This is a genomic window from Aneurinibacillus tyrosinisolvens (assembly GCF_001015055.1).
Classification (GTDB): Bacteria; Bacillota; Bacilli; order Aneurinibacillales; family Aneurinibacillaceae; genus Aneurinibacillus_A; species Aneurinibacillus_A tyrosinisolvens.
Genome location: NZ_BBWZ01000001.1, coordinates 178,566 through 196,743 on the forward strand (window position 1 = coordinate 178,566; position 18,178 = coordinate 196,743).

An 18,178-nucleotide genomic window follows, 5' to 3' on the forward strand; every position below is an offset into this window, starting at 1 on the left:
TGTTTTATGTGAAGCATCTCTTATTCCGCCCCTTACCTGTCTATGTAATTGTCATTCTTGCACTCACTTTGATTGCTTTCTATGTACCCGAGAAACGTGAGAAGATGATTCGCATCCTGCTAATGGTTCTAAGCGCCTTGCTGGCGCATATCATTCACGAACTTGGACACACCTTATTCGGTTTGGCAGCCGGGCTGAGGTTCATCGAATACACTGTAGGGTTTTTTACTGTAGATGCGTCCACTGGTAAACTGCGGTTTCTGGAAAATAAACAGTGGAAGAATATGGGTGGTCTTGTTAAATTTGTACCGACTTCGATGTCCATACAGGAAACAATGAAACAGTGGAAAATGCTAGTGATCGGGGGTCCGCTAACCAGCCTTGCCTTTGGTCTCGTTGCCCTTAACTTTAGTAGATTGCCCGTGGCCACGCACCTGGATTTTTTTCTGTTTATGGCTGGTTTGTTGAATTTAGGAATCGGTATTCTCACGCTGATTCCTAACCGCGGAGGAACGTATTATTCGGATGGATCGATTTTGCGGCTGCTGCAGCAGGGAGGAACCCGGTCGGAGCAGTATCTCCATTTTATTCTCCTGTCGCCTCACATCTATACTGCCGCCCCTCCTTCCCAGTGGCCCATAGCCTTAATTCGCCAAGCGGAAAACAGTCTCAGTGCATCACCAGGCTTCGATTCCCAGTCTGATGTGTTGTTGGAGGCTCAATTGCGAATGCAGCTATACTACTTTTACATAGATCGGGGAGATTTGGAACACGCCGCTGGACTGCTTTTGCCAATCGTTTATCGGCCTCGGGATCAACATAAATACCGGATCGAGCTGCAAAATATCGACAGTTTTTATATTACCCATCACTTTGTATTCGGAAATGAACCCAATGATTTGGATGTCGTTGCAGACCGGATTTCACCGAAAGAACCTTATTCGTATAACAAAACACAGGCCATTCGATTGGCCCGGCAGGGAAAATATGCGGAAGCGGGAAACGCTCTGAATAAAGCCGACCAAATGTATGAGAGCTGGTTTAAGCCGTTTGGATTTGGAAGGGTGGAAAGGATGCTTTTAAAGAAGATCAAACAGCATTTTGAACTTCATGTTAAAACCGGGGAGGGAACTTACCGATGGTAGATCTGCAGTTGGAGAACATAACCAAGCAGTTCGGCAGTAAAACGGCCGTCAACGGGATCGATATTCAAGTGTCTGAAGGGGAAATTTATGGACTGCTGGGCGGCAATGGTGCCGGCAAAACGACAACGATGCGGATGGTACTCGGCCTTATTTATCCGGATGATGGACGGATTCTTTGGAAAGGTAGAGAGAGTTCCAATGAATTGCAGCGGCTATTGGGCTATCTTCCGGAAGAGCGAGGCCTGTACCCGAAGGTAAAAGTGAGCGACCAGATCCTGTATCTGGCCGAACTGCGCGGGTTGAGCCGCAAGGAGGCCGACCGCAGTCTGAAGGCGTGGCTGGAACGTTTTGAGGTGCCTGAGTATTACAATCGAAAGGTGGAGGAGCTTTCCAAGGGTAACCAGCAGAAAATCCAATTCATAGCAGCGATTATACATAACCCCGACATTCTCATTCTCGATGAAGTATTCAGCGGACTGGATCCGGTTAATGTGGAGCTGCTGAAAAAGACGATTATCGATTTAAAGGAGCAAGGCAAGACCATTCTTTTCTCAAGCCATCGGATGGATCATGTGGAGGAGCTGTGTGAGAACATCTGTATTCTGCACAAATCTAATACCGTACTGAAAGGGAACCTCAAGCAGATCAAGCGGACGTTTCCGCGGGAGCGTGTCGTATTGGAAACGGAAGCGGACGTCTCGGGTCTGGAACACATTCCCGGTGTGCATTCTGTCAATCGACTTATGTCGTCCGGATACCAGATTGGCATTGCAAACGAGGAAACCGGTCAGGAAGTGCTGCGCGCCGCCATGAGCCAGACCGCTGTCATCCGTTTCCAAGTGATGGAGCCGACCCTGACGGAAATTTTTATTAAAAAGGTAGGGGATCGCAATGAATAGTTTTTTTGCTGTTATCCGCTTTACGTTTCTTAAACGCATCCGCTCTAGACCGTTCATTGTAATGACCATTATTATGATGCTGGTCATCAGTACAATGATTCATTTGCCGAATATCATTGACAAACTATCCTCGCACGAACCGACGAAGATCGGCGTTGTGGAAGAGAGGCTGGGTATCGCACGTAAGCTGGCCGATTATTTCAAGGCCCAGCAGAAGCCTGATATCGCTATTATTCCGCTTAAAGATGCCGGCAGCAACCAAGCCGATGAGCAGGCGGCAAGGGAGCAGATCCATAACAAAGCGATGACAGGATTCATCATGTTCACCAGCGATAACGAGAGAGAATTCCCTAGGGCGGTATACAAGAACAATGGTAATCGAGATTTCAACACTAAATTGATGCTGCAAACCGCCCTGCAGGCGGTGAAGACAGAATTTACTGTACGCGAGGCCGGTCTTACTCCCGATCAGCTAAATAAGCTGAACGCACCGGTGCAGTTGGACAGCGAACAGATTTCAATCAACGGCCAAGAGCAGTCGAAGACGGAGTCGCAAATGAAGATGGCATCCATACTCGTGTATGCGCTGCTGTTCCTTTTATATTTGTCGACGATTAGCTACGGCACCATGGTGGCCACCGAAATCACCTCGGAGAAAAGTTCTCGTGTCATGGAACTGCTCATTTCCAGTGTCTCCCCGCTTAAACAGATGTTTGGTAAGATCATAGGAATCTGTTTGCTCGGATTTGTGCAGATGTTTATATTCATCGGCACGGCTTTCGTAAACCTGAGCCTGCTGCAGAACCAGACAATGCTGGACAAGATGCATCTGAAGCTGAACGACATGCCGTTCGGTCTGCTCAGCTATTTTCTGATGTTCTATATTCTCGGGTACTTTATCTACGCGACCATGTTCGCCGCCGTCGGCTCACTTGTCAGCCGTACGGAAGAAGTTCAGCAGGCCATTATGCCGATGATGTTCCTAATCATGGGCGGGTTCATGATCGCCAGCTACGGTCTGCAACAGCCAAACTCAACGATCGTTGTCGCCGCCTCGTTCATTCCATTCTTCTCACCACTAATCATGTTCCTACGTATCGGCCTAGGCAGTCCTGCCCTCTGGGAAATCTGGCTGTCTATCGGCATTCTGGCCGCATCGATGTTCGCAATCGGCTGGCTCGCGTCGAGAATCTATCGTACCGGTGTGTTGATGTACGGCAAACGCCCCTCCTTCAAGGAACTTCGTAAGGCAATGGAGGCGTTTAAAGCTTAAATACTATTTGCGGAGAAATACCGATACGTCCCAAGTCCTCTTCTTGATTGAGGTCTGTTTTTTTAAAGTAGAGGAGAAAGCAGGCGGGCTACCGATTCGCTAATCCGGTGAGGCCACGGACGCTGCGAATATTCCTCCAGCGTCAGCTCCTTGCTCTCTGCTAAATCATTAATAAAGTCCTCTTCCAGTTTAAATACGGAATTACTATTATAAATAATAGCGTTAACCTCAAAATTATGTTGAAAACTCCGAATATCCATGTTTGCTGTCCCGATCGAAGCCACGACCCCATCAACAAGGAGAATCTTCGCATGGACAAAGCCGGGCTGGTATAAATAGAAACGGACACCGGCATCAAGCAGTTCCTGAAAATAGGAGCGGGATGCCCAGAAAACCGTATGATGGTCCGGCCTGCTCGGCAGAAGAATGCGTACGTCCAATCCGCTCAGCGAGGCTGTTTTAAGCGCCATCATAATCGAGTCGTCCGGTATAAAATACGGGGACGTGATATAAATCTTTTCCTGCGCTGTTGTAATAATAGAAAAGTACATCTGCCAGATAGATTCCCAGTCGGAGTCAGGTCCGCTGGATGCAATTTGAATCAGCTCCTCGCCTACCGTGCCGCGGATCGGCGGAAAGTACTGCGGCCCCTCAATATTTTCATTTGTTACGAAAAACCAGTCCTTCAAAAAGATGTTTTGCAGCAGATAGACGGCTTCTCCCTCCACCCGCATATGAGAGTCGCGCCAGAAACCGAAGCGAGTGCTCTTGCCCAGATACTCGTCTCCAATATTGAGGCCGCCCACAAAGCCGATTTTCCCATCAATGACAACGATTTTACGATGGTTGCGATAGTTCAGCTTATTGTTGAGGAAAGGAAGGATGACAGGGAAAAAACTAACAACCTTAACCCCGGCCTCCCGCAGTTCCACAATGTATTTTCTATCCAGCATCACACTGCCGACCCCGTCATAGATAACCCGTACAGCGACACCCTGCCGTGCTTTATCGATTAACACCTGCTTAAACTGATTGCCGGTCGTATCGTTCCGGATAATGTAGAACTGGAAATGAATATGCTCCCTTGCTTCCGATAAATCAAGCATCATCTGCCGGAAGGCTTCTCCCCCGTTCGTCAATATCCGGGTCGTGTTATTCAGAGTGAAAGGGGATTGGGATACATTCACCATTAAGTTTAGCAGCCGCCGCTTAGAAGCGAGGTGGGGATATTCCCAGAAATCGCTTTCTTCCCACATCGCCCTCGGTGTTGTCGCAAGCTTCTTCAGCACTTCCGCGTTGCTAATAAACTTATTGCGAAAGAGCTTCCGTTTCCTCACATTGCGCCCCAAAAGAAGGTAAAAGAAAAAACCGACAATGGGAAGGAAGTTAAGGATAATCAGCCATGCGACAGTACGGGATGGATTCCTGTTTTCCAGCACGATGAGGCAAGCGATGAGGAACACGGACAGTGAAAAAAGGAAGGTAAGATAGGGCTCAATCTCCCTCCATATGGTCGTGGCGTCGCCGTTCTGGACGTTTACGCCGGTAAAACCGGATTGAACTGCCATATTAAATAAAGTCCACGTCATCGTACACCAACCTTGCCTATGATATCATGTATGTATACTATTATATCCTGTATTGTTATGAAGGGTCCAATATTGTCCTGCAAGGACATGCATTTATATTGAAAGGAAGCTGCTTATGCTGCAACGGTATTTTACGGTTTCGCCATCGGGCCAGACGGAAATTGAAATTAACCGCTCGCGTTTTATTAGCCATGTGAAGCGGGTGGAAACACAGGAAGAGGCAGTTGCCTTTATCCAGGAAATCAAAAAAAAACACTGGGACGCTACACATAATTGTTCGGCTTATATTGTCGGAGAGCATGACCAGCATCAAAAAATGGATGACGACGGAGAGCCAAGCGGAACGGCGGGAAAGCCGATCCTTGAAGTCATTAAAAAGAGACAGCTAAAGGATACCGTCATTGTTGTAACAAGGTATTTCGGCGGGATTAAGCTTGGAGCCGGCGGGCTAATCCGCGCCTATGGAAAATCAGCCAGCGCGGGTATCAACGCTGCAGGCGTAGTTGAACGGATTCTCACGAGGGAGCACCACTTCTCATTCGATTACACGTTCCTTGGGAAGGTGGAGAATGAACTCCACTCACATGGATATCAGGTCGTAAATACCCAGTACCTCGATAAGGTGATTGTGACGGTAGGGAAGGAAGAAGGCGAAGAAGAGGGATTGAAAAACCTGATGGTCAATTTAACGAACGGTCAGACAGAATGGACCCCTGGTGAACTCGTATACATTGAAAAAGCGCAGGCAGGGAAGACGGAAAGCGATGACGAATGAGTAAGCCGAAACGTTCAGGCGGATGAGAAGTGAACAAAAATACAAAAAGTTTAATTGCCACGCTATTCTTTCATTTGATAAAATAGAAAGTGTTTTGGGAATCATAACTGTACTTTTATTCGGGAGGAGTGAAAGAACATGCTGATGAATATTCTCATGTTTTTGTTTACGATTTTAGTGGCGATCGGCTTTAGAAATGTACTAAAGAAAAAGAATAAATTTGCTATCGCCTGGGTTGGTGTTTCTTTAGCAGCGTGCTTGCTTGCCAGCGTACTCGTTGTAGCTACAGGGTTTGGAACTCCTTAAACAAGGGGAAAAATCAAAGCGTTTTTTTCATGCAGAGGGTTGTGCAGGTTGACGACCCTTTTTTACATTCAATGTAGAAAAAATTACAGTATAATGAGAGGGGAATTATAATGCAATATGTAGCTTCATTACCGATTATTGACCAGGAAAAAAATGCGGAGCACCGCCCTGCCCATCTGGACTATGTGAATAAGCTGTTTCTTGAGGGAAAGATAATGGCAGCAGGCCCGTTTACCGACGGAAAAGGCGGTATGGTGATTTATGTAGCGGATTCGTATGAAGAGGCAGTAGAGCTGGCGAAGAATGATCCGGCCGTGTTAACCGGCGCCCGCACATTTGAACTTCGCGAATGGAGCGCTCTATCGCTGCCGCTTAAATAAGGGAAACATGTACGTTATATTTTAAAGTGGGGAGGTCTCATCATTGGAAGTCATTAAAATTTCACCCCGCGGCTATTGCTATGGTGTCGTTGATGCGATGGTTCTGGCGCAGCAGACGGCAAAGAACTTTGATTTTCCGCGTCCCATTTATATTTTGGGGATGATTGTCCATAACAGCCACGTTGTAAAAGCCTTCGAAGACCAGGATATCATCACCCTGGACGGGGCGGACCGCATGGAGCTGCTTGAGAAGGTGGAAAAGGGAACGGTTATTTTTACCGCTCACGGTGTGTCACCAGAGGTGAAGGAAAGAGCGAGGGAAAAAGGGCTTACCGTCGTAGATGCAACCTGCCCTGATGTTACAAAAACACATGACTTAATCCGCGAGAAAGTAGCCAAAGGCTACCATGTAATTTATATCGGAAAGAAGGGCCATCCTGAGCCGGAGGGAGCCCTCGGCGTCGCACCTGACCATATTCACTTGATTGAAAACGAGGCGGATGTAGATGTCCTGGATTTGCCGCATGAGAAAATCATTGTCACGAACCAGACGACGATGAGCCAATGGGATATTAAACACATTATGAATCGTGTCATCAAGAAATATCCGCACTGCGAAATCCATAATGAAATTTGCATGGCGACCCAGATCAGGCAGGAAGCGGTGGCGGAGCAAGCCGGACAGGCGGATGTGCTTATTGTGGTCGGTGACCCGCGCAGCAACAACTCGAACCGTCTGGCACAGGTATCCGAAGAAATCGCAGAAGTGCCTGCCTACCGCATTTCTGATGTAAGCGAAATTAATTTGGACTGGTTACAAGGAAAAAACAAAGTGGCAGTGACCTCCGGCGCTTCTACACCTACACCGATAACGAAGGAAGTCATTGCTTTTCTTGAGCAGTATGAAGAGAACGATCCGAAGACGTGGGAAAAAGTACGTACAGTGAATCCGAAAAAAATTCTTCCTGTGTACAAGGGGTAAATCGCGAAAAAAGCAAACCTGTCGGGTTTGCTTTTTTCGTTGGAAAGTAGATATCGATTCAAGGCAGGAAAGGAGAGACACGATTGAGGAATGTATTCGGTTATGAGTCCGTTCGGATTAGCGGATTGTTCATGTTTATTTACTTTGCCCTTGGTTCACTGTACCCGCTGCTTTCCCATTATTTAAAAAGCATCGGGATGAGCGGCACACAGATTGGGCTCATTGTATCGGCAGGACCGATTGTAGCGATTGTGGCACAGCCGTTCTGGGGAATGCTCTGCGATAAGTTTAAGCTTTCGAAACAGATTTTAAGCGGGATTTTCCTGGGAGCTATGTGCGCCTCATTGCTGCTGCCGTTCGGCCATTATTTCCTGGCTTTTGTGTCTCTTTATGCATTGCTTCACTTTTTTCAAAGCGGCATTGTTCCCATATCCGACGGGTTGGCCCTCCATTATACGGCACGGACAGGGATTGAATTCGGGCGTGTCCGGCAGTGGGGAGCGATCGGGTTTGCTGTTGCTACGTTGATAGCCGGGCTGCTGGCGGAGAAATTCTCCCTGCAGGTTATTTTTTACCTGTATGCTTTTGCCCAGCTTTCCGGCTTTATCTTCCTGCAGGGCGTTGAGGCAGAGAAAAGCGTTTCATCTGTGAATATCTTCAAAGGGCTCACGCAGCTTATAAGAATTCCCCGGTACATGCTGTTTTTGCTCAGCGCCTTTCTTATTTTCGGCCCTATTAATGCGCACAACGTATATTTCGGTTTGCTCTACGAGAAGCTAGGCGGGCAGATCGCCGGCATAGGGTTTGCTTTTCTGCTGTTTGCAGGGAGCGAGGCGCCTTTTATGAAATGGTCAGGTTATTTTATCCGGCGCCTGGGACTTGAGAGAACGATTTTTCTTGCCGGTATTGTATCCTCACTGCGCTGGTTCTGGTATGGAAACAGCCCTTCACCGACGGCTGTGCTTATTATGTTCTTTATCCAGGGGTTATCTGTCGGGCTCTATCTATCATCAGCCGCCCAGTTTGTGAAGGAGAACACACCCGATTCACTGCGGGTAACGGCACTTTCGATTTATACTTCGATGGGTCTTGGCCTCGGCTCTATGGCGAGCAATCTGGCGGGAGGGATTATTGTGGACCGCTATGGAATTCTTATGACTTATACCTTTTTCGGGGTTCTTACGGCTGCAGGCCTTATTCCCCTTGCTATTGTTACATGGATTATCACAAAAAAAAGCAAGTTGACTGTATTACAATAATTTTCGAAAAACTACTTGCTGTATTATGACAGAACGTGTTATACTACAAATACCAAAAAACACGGGTGTGGAGGGGTTCTGTTATGATACAACATGTAGGTCGCCAGTTTCGTTTGTCCCGGGAGATGAAGCCGTTTATTGTGGAGGATGTTGACCATTTATTTTTCGCCTGTCGTTATGAGGGCTCGAATGAAGGCTTTGTGATTGAAAAGGATGCTTTCCATCGCCAGGTGCAGCGCGGCCGTATTGTGGCAGGACCGGCACAGCCGGCCATAGCAATGTAGGATAAATTAAATAAACGGGTAGAGTACAGGTCGCTTCGTACTCTGCCTTTTTTGTCGTTAAAGAAAGTATATGTTGCTTTAAAGTGTTAAAGGGAATTGCTATCATGGGACCGTGCGGTCCCAACGTCCAAGAAAAACATCGCGGGCGATGACGGCTCTTTTCTTTCCCCCCTGTGGAGCGTGTCGAACATAGGGCGAAAAAGACCGGCAATTGTCTCCATCATTGAGCTACCCAGATGTTTTGCCGGTCCGCCCGGCGTGAGACTAAGCGGCCGTCCAGCTTCCAGAAGGGGAAAGGACGAGCGGCATGCCCGCGATGTTTTTCTTACATTTGCTGGACACCTTCCCTATGAGCACCGCATACACTGTTCAAAAAGGTGATATGGATGGGAAAAAAGAGGGTGTACGAGGAAAACTGGCGGCAGCCGTGCAGCGAGGTGAAACAAGGACATGTGGCTGTACCTGAAGATTTTATTTCAATCCAGCAGTATGTTGACCTTGGCGGGAATCCGTGGCGCCTGAATCCTGTTGAAACGGCAAGGATGGTTGGTACTGCAAATCTGGGCTTTTCCCCCCGTGATATATTCACGCTTCGGGGCTATTACGTGGACTATGATTCAGGGCTAAATCATGCACTGGTTGACAGCGTGCATGCCCCGTGCCGGTTTTTGATTGAACTGTACCAGCCGGTACGCCAGGGGCCTAGAGGAATCTGGGCCGTTGAAAGAGTAACCCGCCTCAATCGATAAAAAAGGAAGGCACCTGTGGTGTCTTCCTTTTCCTTGTAATGAGGTTACGATGTTTTTCATTAGTTTATCTCGATTTCTCCCTTATACCCGATTTCAGGATGGCCGGGCGAGTCGGAGAAAAAGGTAAAGCTTCCTTTTTTATGCGCGGTAAATTGGATCGTTGTCATTTCGCCTTTTGTGAGATTGCGCGAAAAGATGAAATAATCGCCCAGTACAAAGTTATGCTGTTTGTCGTCTGTATTGTGGATAGCGAGCGATATAACATCCCCTTGCTTATAAGTCAGGCGGTTCGGTGTAAAACCATGGCTGGTAATCATGATCGTTTGAGACGCCCGTGCCTGTATTTGCGACGTTTTCTCATGATTCCATACGAACATGCCGATATTCAGTGCAGCAAGGAAAAGCGGAAGCATATACTTTGCTTTTTTCATTACCGGTTAGGACTCTCCGGACCGGCACCGGGCTGGGTTTTGCTGCGGAATTGTTCAGCAAGATTTATGCTAAACAGACGGTGAGTCGGAAAGAAATACACATACGGTTCGATTCGCCGATCCTCGGGTGTAATCTGATACAACCACATTTCGGGAGTCGTGGTCGTTCCCTCGTTCATCCTTACGTTATAATAAATCGTATCCCGGTATCCGTTCTTGTAGGCAAGAAGTGTCAGTTGCCCATGCAGCCTTGCAAGTGTCTCGGTAAATCTCGGGTCGCGTATTACGGGCGCGGGAAAAGCGGAAGTATAACCGTTTTTATCCGTTTTTGTCCGGTATCCGTTCTCCGCTACGACGACTTCAGCATCCGGCAGCGGTTTATTTGTTCTGCCGTCAATGACTCTTACCTGCAGCAGCGCCCACTTGTCCCATTTGTTATAGCCTGGAATGTCCTTACCGGGTTTAACATCCGGCTGCTTGGCAAGCGGATCATTGCTTTGGCGGTGGAACGTTTCATATTTGTATTCGGGCAACGCCCCTTTGTCCTTAGGTACAGCTTCTGCCTGCAAAGGCAGAGAGGAAATGACCAGTGACAACAGAACGACAGGCATCCACTTTTTCACTCGTTCTCCTCCTCTCATTGAAATTGAACCAGCTTTCTGTTTTCATAGTAGTACTGGAGAATTTGCAGCATGTTTCGGTTTTGGGTTTCCGCCAGATACTGGCTTCCGTGCTGGGCCATTTTTTGCGCGTTTCGGTACTGGGGGTTCGGGCTGTTCGGATACCCTGCACGGTAATTCAATTCAATGATTGTATTGTCGGGCTCGACGTAGGCCAGATTGATTGTCTCATCGAAGGCAGCGTTTGTCCGCGGCAGGTCCGTTCCTTCACGGAATACCTGGAAGTTAACTGTATTATCGACGGCAAACGTCTGGTTATCGATGGTCACAGGGTTCAGCGCATGGTACCAGGCGAACATTTTAATGGCCAGCGCACCGGCTTTCAGCGCTTCCGGTTCCCAACTGGGCAGCCACTCATTGGGAAGCACGTTGCGGATGTACGTTTCAAACGGATAATCCATGACATACAAAATCCGTCCGCGCGGGTTTGGTTCTCCTCCGGGCCGGCTTTCCCTTACAGCAATGCGAAGGCTGCCGGGTAAAGGAGTTTGCCCGACTTTGAATTCATTCTGGCGTTGCTGAGCCTTTGCCTCCGGACTACCAATGAAAATTTGTGTAATGATCCCAAGCGCCAGAAGGGCACAGACGATGTGGAACATGTATCGACGCATACAGCGTCTCCTCCTTTAATTAAAAATTTTTCGCTATCGATAGTATGGGAAAGATCCCAGAAATTGTTCCGTGTAATAATTGGTAAAAAAAATGGTATAATCCACCGTAATGGAAAGAGGGGCAAGAAGTGAAACTGCAAATTAGCAAAGCACTTTCAGTTGAAGAGATTGAACCGGACGATGCGGAAGGAATTTACGCCATTATCGATCGGAGCAGGGAGCATCTCCGGACTTATTTACCATGGGTGGATTTCAATCAGAGTGCCCGTGATGTGGCTGATTTTATAGCGGCCAGCAAGCAGCTGCAGGCGATCAAAAACGGCGGAAATTACGTAATTCGTTACGAGGGAGAAATCGCCGGCGTTATTGGCCTGCACCATATTGATTGGTCGAATCATCATACAAGCATTGGATATTGGCTTGCCGGGGAAATGCAGGGCCAAGGGATTATGACTGCCGCTGTGAGCGGACTAGTCGCCTATGTATTTGATGAATTGGGGCTAAACCGGGTGGAAATACGATGTGCGACAGACAATAAGAAAAGCCGCGCCATTCCGGAGCGGCTTGGATTTACATGGGAGGGAAGAATACGGGAAGGTGAGTGGATATACGATCACTATGTTGATCATGAGGTGTACGGGCTGCTCAAAAAAGAATGGCAAAAACATTAGTGGGTGTGGCCGCATCCGCATCCTGCGCCGCAGGAGGGTGCAATTTCCTCCAGGCGGCCAATCGGGAAGGCTTTCTCCTCAGTGGACGAGCTGAAGTGGCCCCACGCCATGACTCCATTCAAATAACGAACAAAAAACGGTTCATCATATCCAACAACAATATATTCCTGGCCGCTCGGATAATCATCCGGATTCAGCATATAAGAGCGTGCCATAAAAAACTTGGTTTCCAAAATAGAAGCCTCAGAGATATAGCCAGCCTGGTATTTGCGCATTCCTTCTGCGCGCAGCTTTTGCATTTCCGCTTGTAATTCTTCTCTCGACATCTCGCTATAACGAATCATATTGGCGACCTTCTTTCTTTAGTTAAATCATACATAATTATAACACAGCAAAAAAAGCCCGGTAATTCAGGTACCGGGCATTGTCAATTTTCCAATTGTAATATGAATTTGATGCAGCTCAATGTTCAGGTTGTTAATATACGTGTCATATACTCGCTGGCGGACTAACCGGGCGATGGCAGGAAGGTTGGCTTCCCTTGAAGCGATGAGGCCGATTTCAAATGATACGGTTGGCAAATCGGTTAAGGCAATTTGGATTTTCGTTACATTGGAAACTTCCGGAATATCACTGCAGCTCAGGATAATGAGCTTCTTAAGGACCGCTTCCGACACATGAATACGGCCAAAACCAAAGTCAGGCTGTACAATGGTTGTTTCGCCGATAATTTCTTTTTTGGGGGAGAAAATTTTCTTCCCCTGCGAAATAATACGCCGGAAGAAATCTTGTTCTACCTGGATATAAGGAATGGGTATGACGTGCTGGCCGGCTGTTTTTCTCGTATAGAGCGCCGCTTTGATCTCGCTTGATGAGCGCACCTCGTCGATTGCAATATAATGGTCGATCGGGCCAAGGCCGAGAGCGTCAGCGATCCGGTCCACCATTTTTCGCGATGTGCCGAGGAGGAGGATGCGTTTTATTTGATGATCATGTATTGATTCTCTAACAGCGGCGGCATGGGCCTCATCGAAGAAAATCGCCCGTTTGACCGCCTGAATCGTTGTTCGCTCATACTTTGCCGAGGTGCCGGCGATTTTCCTTCCTCTGTAAATGAGCAGCCCGTCATCGATAATGGCCGGAATGTTATGTTTGTGGGCAATTGCAAGTGCGTTTGTGCTTTTTCCAGTTCCGCTTGGTCCGTGTAGTGCAAAAACCTCCATGCCGTCTCTCCTTTATTTAACTGGAACCGGCCATCAAGAAGTCGGTAAGGACTGGGCTCCCATTTCTTCCGAACGTTCTGCCGCCCGTTTAATGCAGGCCCGCATCGCTTCCTGAAACTTATATTTCTCCAGCACTTCTATACCCGCAGCCGTTGTGCCGTTCGGGCTTGTAACCTGGTGCCGGAGTATGGACGGTTCCACGTCCTGTTTCTGCAGCATATGGGCAGCCCCAATAATCGTTTGTAGAATAAGGCGGCGCGCGACATCCGCATCCAAACCCATTTCACGCCCGGCGGCTTCCATTGCTTCTACAAGATAGTATACATAAGCAGGCCCGCTTCCGGAAAGCCCTGTTATGGCATGCAGTTCCTCTTCCTTTACCGTTTCTACGATTCCGATTGAACCGAAAATAGCAATGGCCAGGTCCATGTCATCCTCTGTAGCCGTCACGCCCGGTGCGATGGCTGTAGCAGATAGACCGACAGCAGCGGATGTATTTGGCATTGTTCGCACGACCGGTGCCGCATGGCCAAGCAGGGTAGAGATGTAGTCAGTACAAGTTCCGGCCAGTACGGAAATAAACAGCTGTTCAGGGTGGGTCCACTGGTTAATTTCAGCAACGGCGCGGGCAATGTCTTTCGGCTTGACAGCAAGAATGATAACATCTGCTTCACGTATCGCCCGTTCTCTCGTTGGAGTGGCAATGCCATAGCGGGAGGCAAGCTCCTGGATGCGGGCTTCATTTCCTCTGTTTAACGCACAAATCTGCCGTGAGTCGATTAACTTCTTATCCAGGAGGCCGGAAATCATCGCCTCAGCCATCGAGCCGGCGCCAAAAAAACAAATGTTTTTATTTTGCAGCATTGTAATTCTCCCCCTTATCGAATTTGGCCGTTTCCGTAAACAACATATTTGGAAGACGTAAGCGCGGGCAGCCCCATCGGGCCGCGTGCATGAAGCTTTTGCGTACTAATGCCGATTTCTGCCCCGAATCCGAATTCAAATCCGTCTGTAAACCGGGTCGAAGCGTTGTGATAGACAGCAGCGGAATCCACCCGCTGGAGGAACAGCCGCGCGTTTCGCTCCGATTCCGTTATAATGGCCTCTGAATGCTTTGTACTATAGCGGTTAATATGATGAATGGCTTCTTCGGTTGAATCCACAACAGCGACAGCCAGGGTGTAATCAAGAAATTCTGTTTTCCAATCCGCTTCCGTGGCCGGAATAATATCAACATCTTCTGAAAGCCGGCGGGTCCGTTCGCAGCCATGAATTTCTACGTTTTTGTTTTTTAATTCAGCAAGCAGAGAAGATAAATGAGCTTCTGCCCATTTTTCATGAACGAGCAAGGTTTCTGCCGCATTGCACACAGCAGGGCGCTGGGTCTTAGCATTCACTATGATTTGTGAGGCCATTTCCGGCCGGGCCGATTCATCGATATAAATGTGGCAGTTGCCTGCCCCGGTTTCAAGCACGGGAACGGAGGCATTCTCCACGACGGAACGGATGAGACCAGCGCCGCCGCGCGGGATTAAAACATCAATATACTCATTCATTCTCAGCATTTGATTGACTTCATCGCGGGTGCCTTCTTCAAGGAGCTGGATTGCATCTGCAGGGATGTGCGTTGTTTCCAGCGCCTGCCTGAGGACAGCAATAAGCATGCGGTTGGAATGAAGCGCCGAGGAACTTCCGCGCAGAAGCACGGCATTTCCAGTCTTAAGGCAAAGCCCCGCAGCATCTACGGTTACATTCGGACGAGCTTCGTAAATGATACCAATCACACCAAGAGGAACCCTCACCTTCGTGATTTTTAGCCCGTTCGGCCTTTCCCAGGCTTCGAGTGTTTCCCCGACCGGGTCAGGGAGGGAAACAACCTGCCTGAGGCCCTCCGCCATGTCTCTTATCCGATCCTGGTTCAGCGAGAGGCGGTCAATCATCGTGCCTGTGACGCCATTTTGTTCCGCCGCCTGAATATCCTGCGCGTTGGCCTCTATAATTTGCTTTGCTTCTTTCTCAAGCGCATCCGCCATCTGGAGGAGCGCTTCGTTTTTCTCCTCTGTCGTAAGGAAACTCGTTTGTGCCGCTGCTTCTCTTGCTTTTATTGCTTTCTCCAGCAGTGTCATTTTACTCCCTCCCCGGTATTATGCTCGATATATAGCGCCACCCAGTTGTCACGGTGGATAACTTCCGCCCGTTCGATTTTCAATATTTCCCTGCAGAATGCCGTCGATTTGCCTATGACCTGCTCTAACTGTCCGGATGAGTAATTGCTTTCACCCTTCCCGAGTAGACGGCCTGAGCCGTCGGTCACCTCAATGACATCCCCCGGTGAGAAATATCCACGCACCGTTTGGATACCCGAGGGAAGCAGGCTCTTTCCTCTATATAAAAGGGCACTTGCCGCTCCATCATCGATTTGAATTTGCCCGGAAGTTTCGGAATGGAAGGCAATCCACTGTTTGCGTGATCGAAGGGTTCCTTTTATATCGTTGCTAAAATAAGTACCTGCTCCGTCCCGCTTAAGAATGCGCAGGAGCTTTTCCGGACCATTCCCGGTGCCGACAAAGACGTCGATTCCGAGCGACATGGCCAGTTTGGCCGCATCGATTTTCGAGCGCATCCCGCCAGTGCCGACACGGCTGCCCGCACCGCCTGCCAGCGCTTCGATTTCCGGGGTGATCTCTTTAATCAAGCTAAACTTCTTTGCCCCCGGGTGCGTTCTCGGATCGGCTTCATACAATCCGTCTGTATCTGTTAAAATGATTAACCCGTCCGCATGAAGCAGCCCGGCTACAAGTGCAGAGAGCATATCGTTGTCACCAAACGTCAATTCATCAACGGAAACGGAATCATTTTCATTAATAATCGGCACGACACCGCGTTTCAGCAGCACGCTGAGCGCATTGTATGCATTGTTGTAGCGCTGCCGCTTGGAGAAGTCGTTTCGCGTGAGCAAAATTTGCGCGCCGATAAGGTTATGCCTGCGCAAGCAGTCGTTATAGGCCTGGATGAGCATCCCCTGCCCAACGGCCGCTGCCGCCTGCTTTCCCTCCAGGTTTACCGGGCGTGACGGGTAGCCGAGGGCTGTGAATCCGGCCGCAACTGCACCAGAAGAGACAAGGATGACTTCGTGTCCTGCCTCCCGGATCGCAGCCATAGCTTCCACATGCTCCTGCAGCCGTTCATGTGATAATCCTCCTGTGGGATTGGTTAATGAACTGCTGCCGATTTTAACGACGATCCGGTTTTTACGGTTGCTATCCATCCTGCATTCCACCTTTTTTATAACGTGTACGTAATCCATAAAAAAAATCTTCCATCCTTTATAGAAAAGGACGAAAGATTTTGCTTCCGCGGTACCACCTTCATTGACTCATCACGCCCAGGCGCAGACAAGTCCGCTTTTCTTATTTGATAACAGGGAAAGAGAACCCTGTCCAGGTTAATCCCTGGCATTCCGGGGTGGGTTCGGACAAACCGGGCGGCAAATCTCGCAGCTAAATGATTTGCTCTCTGGACGCTGGCCATTGTCGTACTGATCCCCATCAACATTTTTATAAGCCGTATTGTATTGTTTTTTATTATGCAGGGGCTTTACACAATTGTCAAGGTGTATGAAAAAACTTGCATAACTATAAAAGGAAGAAGAAAAGTAAAATAGATTCGGAATAGGTATTTTTGCAAAGCATTCTAGGAGGACATAAAGAGAGTGAAGACATCTTCATCCTACCGCTTTTTTATTTTGATTCTTGTTGTTACGGTTGCCGGCCTGAGCCAGGGGCTGCTCCTCCCGCTGCTTACGATCCTGCTGGAAAAAGCGGGCGTTCCTTCCGGAATGAATGGACTGAATGCCACAGCGCTTTATATCGGTATTTTTTTCGCTATGCTTGTTGTGGAGAAGCCGGTACGGAAGTTTGGATATAAACCGGCTATCCTAACAGGCATGGCGCTTGTTACTGCAGCGACCTTGCTTTTTCCGCTCTCGCAAAATCTTGTATTCTGGTTTGTGCTTCGCATTCTTGTCGGCATCGGTGACAGCGCGCTTCATTTCGCATCCCAGCTCTGGATTACATCGAGCAGTCCTGCGGCGAAACGCGGCCGGAATATTTCACTTTATGGTATGGCATATGCCATCGGTTTTAGCATCGGCCCTCTGGGCATCAATTTGCTTGATTTTGGCCTGTGGGTGCCGTTTGCAGTGGTCAGTGTTTTTTATTTGTTTGCTTTTCTTCTTATGTTAAGGCTTCCGCACGAGCTTCCTGTGAAAGAAGAGGGAGTGGAAGCATCGACAGGGAAGCGGTATACGCTTGCGATTCAAATGGCCTGGTTTGCGCTTATTCCGTCTTTTCTTTACGGATATATGGAATCATCAACAAATAGCAACTTTCCGGTGTACGGATTGCGCATGGGAATCGGCGAGAATTGGATATCCATTCTTCTGCCGGCCATTGGGATTGGAAGCTTGATTTTGCAGCTTCCTCTCGGGATGTTAAGCGATCGTATAGGAAGAAAACCTGTGCTTGTCGGGGCGGGAGTGATTGGTTCCCTTGCTTTTCTGGCGGTTCCTCTCATGGAAAATAACGTCTGGGGCATTCTCCTGCTCTTTGCTTTGGCCGGAGGGCTTATCGGCTCCTTTTATTCCCTGGGTCTTGCGTATGTCGCTGATTTGCTCCCGAAGCCGGTTTTGCCCGCTGCTAACGTGATAGCGTCCATTAATTTTAGTGTTGGAAGCATCGTTGGGCCGAATCTAGGAGGGCTCGGAATTCAATACGGCTCGCCGGGCAGCATGTTTTATTTCCTCGGGGGCGTATTTCTCTTGTTTTCTTTGCTCGGGTGCTTCTTTCAGCGGAAAAAACAGGAGACGGAAAAGGCATTAATTCATTTTACAAACTAACGGTTTTTTCTTACAATAGAAAGA

At 48.4% G+C, this 18,178-nt stretch carries 22 protein-coding genes and 1 other annotated feature; of the genes, 13 read left to right on the forward strand and 9 right to left on the reverse strand.

The window, feature by feature from the left end; translation table 11 throughout:
- The first annotated feature begins 8 nt into the window (after positions 1–8).
- From MBEAL2_RS00845 to MBEAL2_RS00855, 3 genes are read left to right on the forward strand one after another with little or no spacing between them, the layout of a single operon-like run.
- A complete protein-coding gene (locus MBEAL2_RS00845) occupies positions 9–1,145 on the forward strand; it encodes a M50 family metallopeptidase (protein ID WP_047150432.1) in 1,137 nt (378 codons plus the stop codon).
- On the forward strand, positions 1,139–2,044 hold the full coding sequence (locus tag MBEAL2_RS00850) for an ABC transporter ATP-binding protein (protein ID WP_047150433.1): 906 nt from the start codon (positions 1,139–1,141) through the stop codon (positions 2,042–2,044). The genes MBEAL2_RS00845 and MBEAL2_RS00850 overlap by 7 nt, the downstream gene beginning before the upstream one ends.
- Positions 2,037–3,317, forward strand: a complete 1,281-nt coding sequence (locus MBEAL2_RS00855; protein ID WP_047150434.1) for an ABC transporter permease — start codon at positions 2,037–2,039, stop codon at positions 3,315–3,317. Before MBEAL2_RS00850 ends, MBEAL2_RS00855 begins: the two co-directional genes overlap by 8 nt.
- 62 nt (positions 3,318–3,379) lie before the next feature.
- Here the strand turns inward: MBEAL2_RS00855 and cls are convergent, their stop codons facing one another.
- The gene (cls, locus tag MBEAL2_RS00860) at positions 3,380–4,906 is read right to left on the reverse strand and encodes a cardiolipin synthase (RefSeq protein ID WP_201780787.1); all 1,527 of its coding nucleotides are present in this window, start codon (positions 4,904–4,906) and stop codon (positions 3,380–3,382) included.
- A 115-nt stretch (positions 4,907–5,021) separates the two neighbouring features.
- Here cls and MBEAL2_RS00865 point away from each other — a divergent pair, with 115 nt between their 5' ends.
- From MBEAL2_RS00865 to MBEAL2_RS00890, 8 genes are all read left to right on the forward strand, one after another.
- Entirely contained in the window at positions 5,022–5,681 is a 660-nt protein-coding gene (locus MBEAL2_RS00865) for a YigZ family protein (protein ID WP_047150435.1), read from the forward strand.
- Positions 5,682–5,819: 138 nt separating this feature from the next.
- Entirely contained in the window at positions 5,820–5,987 is a 168-nt protein-coding gene (locus MBEAL2_RS30905) for a DUF2759 domain-containing protein (protein WP_152667654.1), read from the forward strand.
- Between the two features lie 110 nt (positions 5,988–6,097).
- Positions 6,098–6,367, forward strand: coding sequence for a YciI family protein (locus MBEAL2_RS00870; RefSeq protein WP_047150436.1), 270 nt, complete (start codon positions 6,098–6,100; stop codon positions 6,365–6,367).
- Positions 6,368–6,410: 43 nt separating this feature from the next.
- Positions 6,411–7,349, forward strand: coding sequence for a 4-hydroxy-3-methylbut-2-enyl diphosphate reductase (locus MBEAL2_RS00875; protein WP_047150437.1), 939 nt, complete (start codon positions 6,411–6,413; stop codon positions 7,347–7,349).
- Between the two features lie 83 nt (positions 7,350–7,432).
- Positions 7,433–8,608: an MFS transporter gene (locus MBEAL2_RS00880; RefSeq protein WP_047150438.1), complete on the forward strand. Its 1,176-nt coding sequence runs from the start codon at positions 7,433–7,435 to the stop codon at positions 8,606–8,608.
- Between the two features lie 83 nt (positions 8,609–8,691).
- Positions 8,692–8,892, forward strand: a complete 201-nt coding sequence (locus tag MBEAL2_RS00885; RefSeq protein WP_047150439.1) for a hypothetical protein — start codon at positions 8,692–8,694, stop codon at positions 8,890–8,892.
- Positions 8,893–8,988: 96 nt separating this feature from the next.
- Entirely contained in the window at positions 8,989–9,273 is a 285-nt protein-coding gene (locus MBEAL2_RS30910) for a hypothetical protein (protein WP_152667655.1), read from the forward strand.
- 5 nt (positions 9,274–9,278) lie between these two features.
- Positions 9,279–9,641 (forward strand): hypothetical protein, encoded by a 363-nt coding sequence (locus tag MBEAL2_RS00890; RefSeq protein ID WP_047150440.1) that lies wholly within the window; start codon positions 9,279–9,281, stop codon positions 9,639–9,641.
- 59 nt (positions 9,642–9,700) lie between these two features.
- Here MBEAL2_RS00890 and MBEAL2_RS00895 read toward each other — a convergent pair whose 3' ends face one another.
- Genes MBEAL2_RS00895 through MBEAL2_RS00905 form a run of 3 tightly spaced genes read right to left on the reverse strand, consistent with a single transcriptional unit; the run spans position 9,701 to position 11,363 of the window.
- Complete coding sequence (locus MBEAL2_RS00895) at positions 9,701–10,072, reverse strand: cupredoxin domain-containing protein (protein ID WP_052947341.1); 372 nt, start codon at positions 10,070–10,072, stop codon at positions 9,701–9,703.
- Entirely contained in the window at positions 10,072–10,695 is a 624-nt protein-coding gene (locus tag MBEAL2_RS00900) for a peptidase associated/transthyretin-like domain-containing protein (protein WP_052947342.1), read from the reverse strand. Before MBEAL2_RS00900 ends, MBEAL2_RS00895 begins: the two co-directional genes overlap by 1 nt.
- Before the next feature lie 14 nt (positions 10,696–10,709).
- Positions 10,710–11,363, reverse strand: coding sequence for a SpoIID/LytB domain-containing protein (locus tag MBEAL2_RS00905; RefSeq protein WP_047150441.1), 654 nt, complete (start codon positions 11,361–11,363; stop codon positions 10,710–10,712).
- Between the two features lie 128 nt (positions 11,364–11,491).
- Between MBEAL2_RS00905 and MBEAL2_RS00910 the strand changes: the two genes are divergently transcribed.
- Positions 11,492–12,034, forward strand: coding sequence for a GNAT family N-acetyltransferase (locus MBEAL2_RS00910; protein WP_047150442.1), 543 nt, complete (start codon positions 11,492–11,494; stop codon positions 12,032–12,034).
- On the opposite strand, the gene MBEAL2_RS00915 is transcribed toward MBEAL2_RS00910, so the two are convergent.
- The 5 genes from MBEAL2_RS00915 to proB form a co-directional block, all read right to left on the reverse strand.
- Positions 12,031–12,378, reverse strand: coding sequence for a YfhH family protein (locus MBEAL2_RS00915; protein ID WP_047150443.1), 348 nt, complete (start codon positions 12,376–12,378; stop codon positions 12,031–12,033). The genes MBEAL2_RS00910 and MBEAL2_RS00915 overlap by 4 nt on opposite strands.
- A gap of 66 nt (positions 12,379–12,444) precedes the next feature.
- Positions 12,445–13,257: an AAA family ATPase gene (locus MBEAL2_RS00920; RefSeq protein ID WP_047150444.1), complete on the reverse strand. Its 813-nt coding sequence runs from the start codon at positions 13,255–13,257 to the stop codon at positions 12,445–12,447.
- 33 nt (positions 13,258–13,290) lie between these two features.
- Entirely contained in the window at positions 13,291–14,121 is an 831-nt protein-coding gene (proC, locus tag MBEAL2_RS00925) for a pyrroline-5-carboxylate reductase (protein ID WP_047150445.1), read from the reverse strand.
- A gap of 14 nt (positions 14,122–14,135) precedes the next feature.
- Positions 14,136–15,383 carry a glutamate-5-semialdehyde dehydrogenase gene (locus MBEAL2_RS00930; RefSeq protein ID WP_047150446.1) on the reverse strand — a complete coding sequence of 416 codons (1,248 nt, stop codon included), beginning with the start codon at positions 15,381–15,383 and terminating at the stop codon, positions 14,136–14,138.
- Complete coding sequence (gene proB / locus MBEAL2_RS00935; protein ID WP_047150447.1) at positions 15,380–16,525, reverse strand: glutamate 5-kinase; 1,146 nt, start codon at positions 16,523–16,525, stop codon at positions 15,380–15,382. The genes MBEAL2_RS00930 and proB overlap by 4 nt, the downstream gene beginning before the upstream one ends.
- Positions 16,526–16,588: 63 nt before the next feature.
- Positions 16,589–16,818, reverse strand: a binding site (T-box leader).
- A 151-nt stretch (positions 16,819–16,969) separates the two neighbouring features.
- On the opposite strand from proB, the gene MBEAL2_RS00940 reads away from it, so the two are divergent.
- On the forward strand, positions 16,970–18,154 hold the full coding sequence (locus tag MBEAL2_RS00940; RefSeq protein WP_047150448.1) for an MFS transporter: 1,185 nt from the start codon (positions 16,970–16,972) through the stop codon (positions 18,152–18,154).
- Positions 18,155–18,178 lie beyond the last annotated feature (24 nt).